Raw genomic sequence first — 12281 nt, forward strand, 5'->3', positions numbered from 1 at the left:
AGAATCCCTGGTTGTGTTTGGCTTATTCGTCTGAGCCCGAGCCCAGACCGAGCTCCGCCAGCAACTGCGAACGCTGCGCTGGATCGTCCAGCACGGCCTCGAGTCGCTTGCGGAAGCCAGGGATATTGCTCAAGGGTCCCTTGAGCACGGAGAGAGCATCTCGGAGGTCGACTAACTTGCGCAGCTCCGGCACCTGTTGACAGAGGGCGTCCGGGGAGAAGTCCTTCATGCCCTTGATCGAGAGCGCGACCGAGAGCTCACGCCCGGCGGCGGCCTCGCCCGTCAGGACCTCGGGGACGGAGGCGTTGACCTGCACATCCTGCGCGGCCAGCACGTCGTCGAAGTTGTCCTTGTCGATGCTGATGGCAGGGCGCTCCTCGATCGGGGTGTCGTCTTCGCGTCCGTTGAAGTCGCCCATCACCATGAAGCGGAAGGGCAGCTCGACGTCTTCCTGGTGGCCCCCTGTTTCAGGGCGGTAGACGATGTTGATCCGCTCTTTGGGAGCGACTGATCCCTCTTTGCCGGCCATCCTCTGCTCCTATTCTCTGCCGAGGGACTCGCACCCGAAGGCCACCCCGATCGGATAGCTGAGGCGAGTCGTCGTGTACAGAGGCCCGGGCAAAAAAAGCCTGGCTGTGCCTTCACGGCCGCGACCGAGGTGTCTCGCCGCGACCGGTCCAGCCCGGCTCCGCCCGTGCGCCCCGCACGGTTCATGCCAATTCTCGCGAGAATATCACCAAGGCGGGGGGCCCGACAAAGATCGGGTGCTGCATGGGGACCTGCGCCAGGCGGAGTCCAAGCGAAGGCTCGAGCGCCCGTCGGGCTCTAGCCCGGGCGCAGCCGGCAGGCCGCCTCGGCATCGACGCGCGCGACGAGGGCGAGGAGCTCCACCGACTCACGGCGCAGCGCGTCGGCGTGCTCGGCGCCGAGGCGCCCGACGAGCTGCTCGTTGCAGGCGAGCAGGGCGGTCGCGGCCGCGACCAGCAACTCGGGCTGCCATTCGAGGGCGGGCTGCTTGAGCTCGTCGAGGAGCCCGCGCAGCAGCGGCTGGCCGAGGTCGGCGGCCTGATGGGCCAGGCAGAGCTCGGCCAGCGCGAGGCGCACACGGAAGCGGTCGGGCTTGAGCCCGCAGGCATCGAGGCTCTCCTGCAGCAGGTGGCAGCCGGCGGCGAGGCCCTGGCCGGCGGCGGCCTCGCGGGCGGCGGCGACCTGCGCGACGAGCCAGGCCTCGCCCTCGCCAGGGGGTGGCGCTGCTGTCAGGGGCGGCGCTGCCTCAGCGGCGGGGCTCGCCGCAGGCGCGGTGGCAAGCTCGAGGCCGAGGATCGGCGCGATGCGGGCTCCGAGCCAGGCGGCCTCGTCAGGCTTCAGGTCGGCCAGGGAGCCGAGCGCGAGCACGGCAGCCGCGGCGTGGCCCGCGACCTCGGCGGCGGCAGCCTCGTGGTCGGTTCCCAGGGCGCTCAAGGCCTGCGCCAGCAGACAGATCGCGCGCGGGTTGAGCCCGCCACCGTCGGCGAGCACCGCCAGCAGCAGCTCGTCGACAACCGCGGGCGCTGCCTCGTGGGCGGCCTGCTCCAGCTCCCTGAGGCGGCGCGGGCTCAAGCTGGGCGCGGCGCGGTCGCCCTCCGGGACGACGCCGAGCATCGACGCCGCGAGCGCGAGCTGGTAGCCCAGGGCACGCCGTGGCGCCTGCCGCAGCTGGTATTCCCCGAGCAGCGCGAGACCGTCGTGCAGCAGCTCGAGCAGCGCCGCCGCCTGGTCGGCGTCCTCGATCCGCTCGGGCAGCAGGCGACCGGGAAGCGCGGGCTGGGGCACGCTTAAGGGCTGAGCCTGGAGTGCGGGCTCGGAAGCCAGCCGCGGCTCGGGCGCCGCCTCCGGCGGGGGCGGGGGCGCGGGCTCGGCCTCCGGCGCGGGTGCGGGCGCGGGTGCGGGCGGGGCCGGGGCGGGGGCGCTCTGCTCGACCAGCGCGGCCAGCGCGCCCTTGATCGCGCCGGTGGCGGCGCGCATCTCGCCCAGCTCGCCGTTGACCAGCGCGTCCAGCCGCTCGAAGTCCTCGGCGCATTGGCGCAGGGCGTCGTGGTCGGCGGCGACGGCCTCGGGTAGCGGATCGAGCGCGGCGGTCAGCCGCTGGGTCAGCCACGAGAAGGCGCCCGCGCGGCCGCGCTTGCGGCCCGGAGGTGGGAAGAGCTCGGCCAGATGCTCCTCCGCTAGCTGGCGATAGGCGCAGACGCCGGCCATCAGGCCCCCAAGGCCCTCGCGCTGCAGGAGCGCCACGCAGAGGGCCCCGAGCACGGACATATCCTTGGTGCGCTCGCGCAGCAGGGCGTCGGCGCAGTGCAGCACCGCGGCCCAGTCACAGACCTCGCCGTGCAACGAGCCGAGCTTGGCCACCTCGAGGTTGAGCTGCTCGAAGCGGGCGTCGTCGCGCCCGGCGTCACCGGCGAAGGCGTCGGGGCGAATCGGTTGGCACCAGCGTGCCGCGCGCTCGAGGATGGCCTGGGTCATGGGCGCTCGAGCAGCACGCGCAGGGGCTGCCCGGCGAGGACCTGGCGACCGGGTGGCCCGCCCTCGTCGGCCGGAGCGACGGTGGCCAGGTCGCAGATGGCATCGTCCTGCCAACGCGGGCACCAGAGCGCGGCCAGCGACTTGGGACTGAGCTGATCGAAGTGGATCATCAGGGTGCTATCGGTCCAGAGCGCGAGGGGGACGACGGGACTGCTATAGACCCGCTGCAGAATCGCTAACCACAGCGCCGCGTCGTTGATCGGCGCGGCCCCGAGCGGACAGCGCGTGCCGTAACGCACGCGCGCCTGGCTGGCGCTCGCCGCCCGAGCCACGCCCTCGAGCAAGCTCAGCGCCGCGCGCTGCCGAGGCAGCGCCCCCGCGCCGAAGATCGCGGCCATCGCTAGCGCGCCGTCGGTGCGATCGAGGTAGTGATCGTGGCGCGCCTGCGCCGCCTCGAGGTCCGCAGGCCTGGGCGCTTGAAGGCCGCGCACGGCCTCGGCCAATGTGTCGTGCGCGAGCTGCTCACGGCGCGCGAGCAGGCGCAAGGCGTCGTGCAGGAAGCGATGATAGGGCAGGGTCGGATGCGCCGCCGCGAGCGCAGCGAGCTCGAGCTCGGCAAAGATCACGAGCGGAAAGGAACGGCCGGCGCGGTCGGCGCTGGGCACGAAGAGCCCGAGCAAGCAGCGCGCGGGCCGCGCAGCGCCCTCGCCGTGGTAGAGGAAGAAGACGGGCGGCGCACCGGCGTAAACTGCGGCCCACTGCTCGAAGAGCCGATCGCCGGCCACCAGCGCCGCCGAGAGCCAGCGGTCGAAGCCGCGCACCAGCTCGCTGCCGGCCTCGTGGCGCAGGAAGTCGCCGGCCGTCGGATGCTTGCCAAAAAGCCCCACGCTCACGGCACCCATTTGATCAGCTCGTTCCATCAGCTCGTTCCATCGGTTGGGCAATCCCCCGGGGCTTCGACGCTCGGCCGCGCACCCCGCGCCAGCGTCAGCAGCAGTCCAGCGTCAGCGGCAGTCCAGCGTCAGCGACAATCCAGCGTCAGCGACAATCCAGCGTCAGTAGGCCGAAGAGCGGATGAGCGCTGCGCGAGGGGCGTACGTCCATCGGGATGCGTATCTTGCCCTGCTGGAAGCTCCACTCCGCCTGATACCAGCCGCCCTCACGTCGCACCTTGGCGCGCCCCATCAGATGCGGCAACGACCAGTCCCCATCGTAGCTGATCTCCTCGCGGAGGCCCGCCCCACCGCGCACGACGATGCGACTGCGGCCGCCCTGGCCGCGCCACTCGAGCGTCCACAGCTCGGGCGGGCCATTGCGATAGGTCATCGCGCGCCCCTCGACCTCGAGCACGATCTCACTGATCTGGTAGCCGGCGCCCGCCGCCAGAATCGCGGGCCGCGGTCGCACCTCGAAGCGCAGCAGTGGGGTCTCGCTGCCAAAGGGGAAGAGCGCGCGGCTGACCTGCCAGGCGCGGTTGATGAACGCCACCACGGGTGCGGGGACCGTGCCATCGGCGTCGGGCTCGAAGTGATCGCCGCGACGCGGCAGGCGCTCGCGCAGCTGCGCGTCGTAATAGCTCCAGACGGTGCCCCGGGGCGCGAAGAATTCGATCACGTCCTGCATCAAGGCATCGCGGCCCGAGCGCGCGAAGGGGTAGCGCCCCGCCAACCGCTCGCTGAAGCCCGCGCATAGCTCGTTGCTGAAGGAGCGACCGGAACGCCCGGCCTGTTCGGCCCGCGCGGTGCTGTCGGTCATCTGCAGCGGCGCGAAGAAGAGATCCTGTACCAGCCGGCGCAGGCCACCGGGCAGCAAGGCCAACACGCCCTTGGTGACGCGCTGCGCGTCCTCCAGGACCTTCGGCACCTGCGCGGCCCCGCCGCCGCTCTGCTGCTTGAGCTCGGCCGCGAGGGCCTCGCGCACGGCCTCGAGCTGCTCGAGGTACTGGCGCAGGCCCGAGACCTGCGCGCGCCCGTCGGCGCCGTCGCCCGGCACCACCAGCTCGTGCAGCGGCCGGAAGGCCTCGCTGACAGGGGTGTCGGCCTCAGCCAACGCCCGCCCCGCGACCTTGTCGAGCCCGAGGCGCTGGGCCGAGCTGAGCGCGCGGCCGGCGCGACCGCGGACCAGGCGCGAGGCGCCCCTCAGCGAGGCGGTGGGCGCGTCGACCAGCGGCAGCTCGGTGTTATGAACGACGGCCGCGAAGAGGTCATCGTAGAGTGCGGGCGGATCGGTCAGCCGTTCGAGCAGGCGCAGGGCGTCGGCCGCGGTCGAAGGCTGCTGGACCGAAACCCCGCGCAGGAAGCGCTGCCACGCGGCGACGTACTGCTCGAAGTAGCGCTGTCGCAGCCGCGCCGTGAGGTCCTTTCCCTCCTCCTCGCCGAGCACCCAGGGCTCGACGCCCCCGCCGACGACGGCGCGCTGGGCCAGCCGCGCGCGGATGAAGCGCGACCAGCCCTGGCGCGTGTAGATGCCCGGCACGTCATATTGCGCGCTGATCACCGTCTGGATGCGGCCACGCAGCAGCTCGCGCAGCTTCAGCGGTTGCAGGCGCTGCGCCGCCTGGCCGACCATCCGCCGATACTCCGCGTCGCGCGAGCGGAGCGCCTGGCGCGTGTTGCGAATCACCGACTCGTCGCGGTCGAGCCAGCCCGCGCGCCCGGCCGCCAGCGAGGTCAGGTAGCGGCGGGCGTTGCGCTCGAGCAGCTCACCCTCGCTGGCCACGTCGGGGTGCAGGCGCTTGCGCCACTGCTCGAGCAGCACGGGCACGGCGAAGTCGAGGTCGAGGCGCTTGCGGTCGGTGACCATCAGATACGCCTTCAGCAGGTCGAAGTCCCGAGGCGTCTCCTTGCTCGCGGCATCGGCGGCGCTGGCGACATCGACGAGCGTGGCCTCGAGCTCGGTGCCTGCGGGCTCGACGAAGGCGCGCCGCAGGCGCTTGACGAGCACGGCCTGCGCCGGCGGGAATAAGCGCTCGCCCTGGTAGTAGCCCAGCCGCCAGAGCCACGGCGGGCCATCGCTGGCGTGGTGGCGCAGGAGGTCGACGCGCTCGCCGAGGCGATCGAGCGCCTGCAGACTGTCGGTGACCTGGCGCGGATCGTCGGGCGTGATGATGCGCGAGCGTTGAGAGAGGTCGACCGTGCTGGAGATCAGCAGCCGGTTGTTGATGAAGGAGGTGATGGTACCGCCGAGGATCGCGACGGCGGCCAAGAGCGCGAGGCCGAGCGCTGCCAGCCGCACGCGGCCGCGCCGGATCAGCCCGGCGGCGGTCATCCCCGCCAGGTCCTTGTCGGGGAAGATCACCCGCGTGAAGACATCGTGGAGGAAGTAGCTCTTCTTCGTGCTCTCGGCCTGCAGCGCGCCGCCGCTCAGCTCGCGCAGGCCGAGGGCGCGCGTCAGCGCGGTGATCACGCGATCGATCGGGCGCCCCTCCTGCGTGCCGCTGCAGAAGTAGACGCCGCGCAGCCGTGGCGTCTCGTGATAGGGGTTGCGGACCAAGAGCTGGCCGACGAAGCTGACGAGCTGGTCGCGAGCGGCGCTGAGCTGCAGCGGAAACTGGAAGACGGCGGCGCGTTGCTGCGAGCGTGCGTGGGGCAGCCGCGCCAGACCGCGGCGCCGCAAGCGCTCCGCCAGCAGGTCGAACTCCGCGCGGAAGGAGCCCTCGACGTCGTCGAGCGCGCTCGGCGCCAGCGTGCAGCCGAGCACCTGCGCGCGCGAGGACTTGGTCAGATCGGCGAAGTACTCGACGAAGCCGGAGAGCAGGTCGCACTTGGTGAAGAGCACGTAGATCGGCAGCGCGAGCTGCAGCTCCTGCAGGACCTGGTCGATGCGACTGCGGACCTGGGTCGCCAGCTCCTCGAGCTGATCGGGCTTGGCCGTGATCACGTCGGCCACACTGACGGCGACGATCAGCCCATTGAGCGGGCGGCGACGCCGGTAGCGCCGCAAGAGCCGCAGGAAGCCGAGCCACTCGTCGAGGTCCTCGTCCTCGGAGGTGTAGCGCCCAGCGGTGTCGAGCAGGATCGCCTGGTCGGAGAACCACCAATCACAGTTGCGCGTGCCGCCGACGCCGCGCACGGCCTTGCGCTCACCCGGCGTGAAGGGGAAGTTCAGGCCGGAGCGCAGCAGCGCGGTGCTCTTGCCGGCCGCCGGCGGCCCGATGATCATGTACCAGGGCAGCGCGTAGAGCGCCGTCCCGCTGCCGCCGCCGCCGAGGCGTGATTTCTTCAGCGCGGCGACCGCGTCGTCGAAGGCCTGATTCAGGGCGCCGATCTCGGACTGGCGGTCGGGGCGGGCGCTCTGCTGATGCGCGCGTCCCTGCTCGGCGATCGCGCTCTCCAGCCCGCGGGCCGCGCGGCGGCGCTCGAAGAGGCGCCACACCAGATAGGCCAAGGGCGGCAGGAGCAGCGCAAAGATGATGACGAGGCGCCAGAGCACGCTGGTGATGCCGATCAGCGGCGCCAGCAGCCAGACCGCCGCGACGACCACGACCAGCAGCAGCTCGAAGAGCAGCACGCGCCAGATCATCTCAACCTCGCGCCAGGCGCTCGAGCAGCTCGACCGCATTCGAGCTGCTCCAGGTCACGATCACGTAGAGCACCACGGCCACCAGCAGGGCCAGCCCTACGCCCCCGAGCGCCAGCGGCAGCAGCAGGCGCTGACGATCACCGATCCCTTCGCGGGTCGCCGGCTCGCCGTGGGGCGAGAGCTTCTTGATGTTGCCGCGCACCACCTCGCGCGCCAGCTCCTCGATGAAGCGCTCGTGCTCGGTCGGGCTGCCCATGTGGTACTCGCCGCGATAGCCGAGCGCGAGACAGAGGTAGTAGATCTGGAGCGCCGCCGAGCCGCGACGCCGCAGCTCGGTGAGGCGGCTGAAGAAGCGCACGCCGGCGCGCGTCTCGCCGAAGAGCAGGGCCTGCAGCGGGTTCTGGCCCCAAGCCAGCTTCCCCGGCCAGTTCGAGTACTGAATCATCTCGTCGAGGAAGGCCGCCATCGCGAAGCGCGTATCCTCGAGATCCTGGACGGCGACGGCCGCCTCGGGCGCGCGGCTGTTGAGCGACTCGAAGAGCAGGAGCACGCGGCGCCGGAACGACTCGACGTCGGGGAACTCGACGTGGCCACCGGCGACCTGCAAGCCGAGCACGAGAAACTCGGTACATAGCCCGACGAGCGTCTCGCTGGCATCGTGCTGCTGCCCCGCGCCTCTGCTTGCGCTGTTCATTGCGCTCATCGCCGACGCAACTCCTTGACCACCTGCCCGCTCAGCCGCCGACCGCGATCAGCTCGAGCTGGACGCGGTCGGGACGCACGGGTTGGTAGATTGCCAGCGTGCCTGCCTGCGCCACCGCATCCCAGTAGCGCCCCTGTTTCTCCAGGCGCAGGTAGACCATGTGGGCGCGCACGGGCACGGCGGCCGGCGGCGCGAGATCGATGCGCACGGCCACGCCCGGCAGCGCGGCCTGGACGATGTGGGCGATCTGGTCGACGGAGCCGGCCTTGACGTAGCGCGGCACGTCGTCACGCAGCGTCTCCTCGGGCACGTCGCCGCCAGCGACCAGATAGAGCTGCGCCCGGCGCAGGAGCTGCGGATCATCGATCGCCGCGACGAAGAGGCCGGGCTGGGTCTGGTCGAGACGAAGGGTCGTGTAGCGGGCGGAGACCACCGAACCGAGCAGGCGCAGCACGCGCTCGAGCAGCGGATAGAGCGTGCCCGCGAGCGCCGCGTGATCATAGGGCGGAAGATCGAGCGGGTCGCTGGCGGCATCGAAGGTGGCGAGCTGACCGGCGAGCGTGGCCAGCGCCAGGTAGAGCGGCTCGGGATGGACCGGGCCGCTGGCATAGTGCATCAGCGTCGGCAAGGCGCCGTTGACGGTGTGCAGGTACCAGAAGGTCGCCAGGTCGGCGGCCCCGAACTCGACCATGGAGGCCGCTCTGCCGCCGTATTTGGTGACCAAATCCTTCTGCTTGGCGGCGAGCGCCGCGACCAACCGCTCGAGCCGGGCGCGCAGCGCCGGCGCCGGCCGCAAGCTCAAGCAGGGCGGTACGTAGAGGTCGCTCACCACCAACCGCCCAGAGTCGCCCGGCACCAGCTCGGCGAGCTTCAGCGTGACGAAGTTCTGCCGGTTGTCGTGGCCGAAGAGGAGCTGCACGTTGGGGCGCACATAGTCGATCTCGGTGTCGGCCGCCGTGCGATAGACATCGGCGAGGAGCTGGGCACCACTGAGGTAGCGCGTGCCCGAGGGCGCCTGCTCGGGGCTCGCGCCGCCGACGTCCTGGCTCGGCACCGCGAGGAAGACCTCGACGCCGCGCGCGACCCGCGCGTCGCCGGCCAGCGTGACCGCGAGACCCTTGAGCGGTTGGTCGCGATCGATTTCGACCAGGGCCCCGTCGGGTAGCACGGCCCGACAGCGGCTCAGGCGAAAGACGCCGCGCGCCAGCTCGTCGGGGTCGATCTCCAGCTCGCTGACGCCCCAGCCGTGAGTCGCCACCATCCCGAGCCGCGTGTCGACCAGGCGCTCGTGGTAGGCGTCCATCAGCTGCAGGTGCTGGGGCATGATGAACAGCCCCTCTTTCCACATCGGCTTGCGCATTAGGGCTCGCTCGCGGCAGGGACCGCCTCCGGCTCGTTGATCGTGAACCCCTGGAGCTGGGCGTGCACGATGGTGTGCAGCGCGTCCTTATCAGCGCAGCGGCGGCTCTGGGCACCGAGGTCCACGACGTGCTGCCAGCGCCGGTCGCTGCTCTCGCGGAAGACGGCCACCAGCGCGACGTAGGTCGCCTCGCGGTGACTCCTCAGCGGGAAGATCTCAAGCTTACCGGGATAAGCGGTGAACGAGACACTCTGCAGCAGCTCGCGCCCCAGGGCCTCCGAGGCCCGCTGCCAGACGGTCTCGAAGTCGAGTTGGTCGAAGACCTGCCGATCGCGCAGGAGCAGCACGCGAACCTCGACCGGCATCGACTGGCCGTCGGCGTTGGGGTTGAGCTGCTCGCTCGCCTGCAGAAAGATCTCGATCGGTGGCGGCTCGCACGCGCCACCGGGGCCACCACGAGCGCCGGCACCCTGGAGCTTGCCGAGCACCTCGTCGCCGGAGGGTGGTGTGGGGCGGCAGGACGCGCTGGCCGCCAGGAGCAGGAGCGGCAGCAAGGCGCAGGCACCCCGCGCGCCGCAGCCCCGCGACGGCAGTGCAAGGATCGCCGGGTGGCTCGCCGCAGGCATCACGCCTCCACCGTGAAGAGCAGGCGCACGGCGCCAACGGCGAACTCCTCGCCGGGCATCACCGTCTGCTGCCCGATTCGTTGTCCCTGATACCATACGCCTCCCTCAGCGCCGAGATCGGCGACGATGCAGCCCTTGTCCTTGCGCAGCACGACCGCGTGGCGTTCACCCACGCCCTCGCCGCGGATCACGAACGCATTACTCGGGTGGCAGCCGAGGGCGCAGGCGACGCCGTCGCGCAGCCCCAGCGAACGGCCCTGGTCGAGCCCCGTCAGCACCTCGAGGCGGGCGGCCGCGAGTTGGCGTTGCGGAAAGCGCGCCGCGAGCTTGAAGAGGAAGCGTCGCGCCCCGACGTTGAAGCTATCGCCGTCGTTGAGCGGCTGGGCGAGGACCTGGCCCTGTGCGCCGCGCAGCTCGACGCGGTAGCCGCGGCTATCGAGGCAAATGGTGCCCTCGAGTCCCGGCGCGTCCTCGGGCGGCAGCCTGAGCTCGGCGCCGGCCTCGGCGGCCAGCCGGAACCCATTGCCAACGACGATGGTCGGCATCGTCGGCTGATCGAGGGGCACGATCCACGCGCTGAAGTCGACATCGGTGATCTGCTCGACGGCCAACACGGCGGTCTTGCGGTCGAGCATCCGGCCGGGCTGCACGCCCTCGGCCGCCAGCGGCTGCACCGCCAGAAAGGGCGCCGCGCCGGCGGGCGCAGGCGCCGACGCGGGTAGCGGTGCCGCGGGCGCAGGGGCCGGCGCTGGCGCCGGCGCCATGAGGGGCGCGCCGTAACCGGGGACGGCCGCGGGCCGCGCGAGGGCGGGCGCGGGCGCTGCATGGGCGACGCGGCGCAGGTAGTCCTCGGGGTCGGGTAGGCGCAAGGCGGGCCCGTGACCCTGCTCGGCGAGGGGCGGCCCCGCGGAGCCGTCGGGATCGGGGAGCGGCAGGCGAAAGCCGCCAAAGGCGCCCTGCGACGACGGTGAGTGGAGCGACGGCGCGGGCAACGCCGCCTCGGCGGGGAAGGCCTCGGGCGCTGGGCGCTCGGCGGCGACCGGCGCCGCGGCGGGCGGCGCCAGCACCACCAGGCCACTATTCGGTGCGTGCGCCGGGGCGGAGCCCCAGGTCGGCGGCTGTGCCTGCGCCGCGCCGTATTCCGAGAGCGGGCTGGCCGCCGGAGCGAGCGGCCCAGCGGCCAGGGCGGCGCTCGCCGTCCGGCGCTCTACCGAGCGGTCACCCGCGGCGAAGAGCAGGTCGATGTTGCGCCGCGCCGCACCCGGGTCGAAGGCAGCGGGTGCCTGGCCCGGCAGCGGTCGGGCACGGCTTTGCTCCCGTGCGGCCATGCCGCGCGGGTCGAGAGGCTCAGCCGACGCTGCTGGCGCCTGCAGCGGGCCGAGGTCGACGGGCGCGGCGAAGCGGTGGCGCGACGCGCGCGACGCGTCCTCGTCGGCACCCACGCCGCCGCCGGCGAGCTCGTCCTCGTCACGCTCATCATCCTCGTCGTCGGCGTCGTCGCTGCGCGCCGCTGCCACGCGCTGCGGTAGGGCGCGCGCCGCGCGCCAGCGCAGCACCCACCAGGTCCCGACGGTGCCGCCGAGGAGCACGATGGCGATGATCGCGAAGACCAACCACGCCGCCCGCCGCCCGGGCGCCGCCTCGTCGACCATCGCGAAGGCCGCGAGCTCGGCGGAGACGATATTCGAGCCCTCGCCACCTTCCAGCTCGAGCTGGAAGTCGTGCAGCTTGCCGTCGAAGATCTTGGGCAAGCTGAAGCTCAGCACCTGCTGATTCAGCAGTTGATCACCGACCGCGTCGAAGGCCTGCACCACGCCGGCGGGATCCTTGGCCTCGCGGAAGGTGCCAGCGCCGGTGCGGCTGAGCTCGAAGAGGGTGCGCAGCCGCGCTGGCTCGAGCGGCGCGTAGCCGATGCTATGAACCGAGACCCCCTTGTCCTTGGCGCGCGCGCCCAGCTCGGCGAAGACCGCGAAATCGAGATTCGCCGTCAAGCCGTCGGAGAGCAGCACGAGCGCCCGCGCCTCGCTTCCCTTCGTCTGGGTCAGTCCCTCCAGCGCGTCGCGCACGGCGTCGGGTAGCTGGATCTCGACGGCATCCTCGCGGATACGCAGGTCGTCGAGCGCGCGCTTGACCTCCGCCGGGGGCGCGGGCCGCACGTCCTGCACCACGACATCGGTGAAGGCGACCAAGCCCACCTTGGAGCCCGCCGGCAGCGCGTCGATGAAGCGCTTGCCGCCCTCGACCGCCTCCGTCAGCACGTCGCGCAGCGTGGGCGAGACCTGAATCACCAGCGTGGCGACGATGGGCTCGTTGAGCTCGCCGAAGCGCCGGGCCTTCGACGGACTGCTCTGCGGCAGGCCATCGACCAGCAGGCGGTAGCTCTTCCGTTGGCGGTCGGTGATCGCCGCGCCGGTGCTGTCGAGGTCGCTGACGTAGAGCTGAAGCGCGGGGGGCTTACGCGCGTCGAGCCGATCGACGCGCAAGGTGGGCCGCGCGCGCACCTGCGCGCCAGCGACGCCGTCGAAGCCGACGGTCGCGAGCAGAAGCCCCACCAGCGCCGCGCGCATCT

General features: G+C 71.8%; 8 protein-coding genes. All 8 read right to left on the reverse strand.

The genetic code is table 11. From position 1 onward, the window contains the following. Positions 1-22 precede the first annotated feature (22 nt). The gene (tssB, locus tag IPL40_06105) at positions 23-529 is read right to left on the reverse strand and encodes a type VI secretion system contractile sheath small subunit (GenBank protein ID MBK8480730.1); all 507 of its coding nucleotides are present in this window, start codon (positions 527-529) and stop codon (positions 23-25) included. A 296-nt stretch (positions 530-825) separates the two neighbouring features. Beyond that, entirely contained in the window at positions 826-2502 is a 1677-nt protein-coding gene (locus IPL40_06110; protein ID MBK8480731.1) for a type VI secretion system ImpA family N-terminal domain-containing protein, read from the reverse strand. Next, positions 2499-3422 carry a type VI secretion system-associated protein TagF gene (gene tagF, locus IPL40_06115; GenBank protein MBK8480732.1) on the reverse strand — a complete coding sequence of 308 codons (924 nt, stop codon included), beginning with the start codon at positions 3420-3422 and terminating at the stop codon, positions 2499-2501. The genes IPL40_06110 and tagF overlap by 4 nt, the downstream gene beginning before the upstream one ends. 118 nt (positions 3423-3540) lie before the next feature. Further along, positions 3541-7023, reverse strand: coding sequence for a type VI secretion system membrane subunit TssM (gene tssM / locus IPL40_06120; GenBank protein MBK8480733.1), 3483 nt, complete (start codon positions 7021-7023; stop codon positions 3541-3543). Between the two features lies 1 nt (position 7024). Then, on the reverse strand, positions 7025-7726 hold the full coding sequence (locus IPL40_06125; protein ID MBK8480734.1) for a DotU family type IV/VI secretion system protein: 702 nt from the start codon (positions 7724-7726) through the stop codon (positions 7025-7027). Positions 7727-7757: 31 nt separating this feature from the next. Next, the gene (tssK, locus tag IPL40_06130; GenBank protein MBK8480735.1) at positions 7758-9086 is read right to left on the reverse strand and encodes a type VI secretion system baseplate subunit TssK; all 1329 of its coding nucleotides are present in this window, start codon (positions 9084-9086) and stop codon (positions 7758-7760) included. After that, positions 9086-9712, reverse strand: coding sequence for a type VI secretion system lipoprotein TssJ (gene tssJ, locus IPL40_06135; GenBank protein ID MBK8480736.1), 627 nt, complete (start codon positions 9710-9712; stop codon positions 9086-9088). The genes tssK and tssJ overlap by 1 nt, the downstream gene beginning before the upstream one ends. Beyond that, complete coding sequence (locus IPL40_06140; GenBank protein ID MBK8480737.1) at positions 9712-12279, reverse strand: FHA domain-containing protein; 2568 nt, start codon at positions 12277-12279, stop codon at positions 9712-9714. The genes tssJ and IPL40_06140 overlap by 1 nt, the downstream gene beginning before the upstream one ends. Between the last annotated feature and the right edge of the window lie 2 nt (positions 12280-12281).

The sequence above is a fragment of the Pseudomonadota bacterium genome, from assembly GCA_016711215.1.
Lineage (GTDB): Bacteria > Myxococcota_A > Polyangia.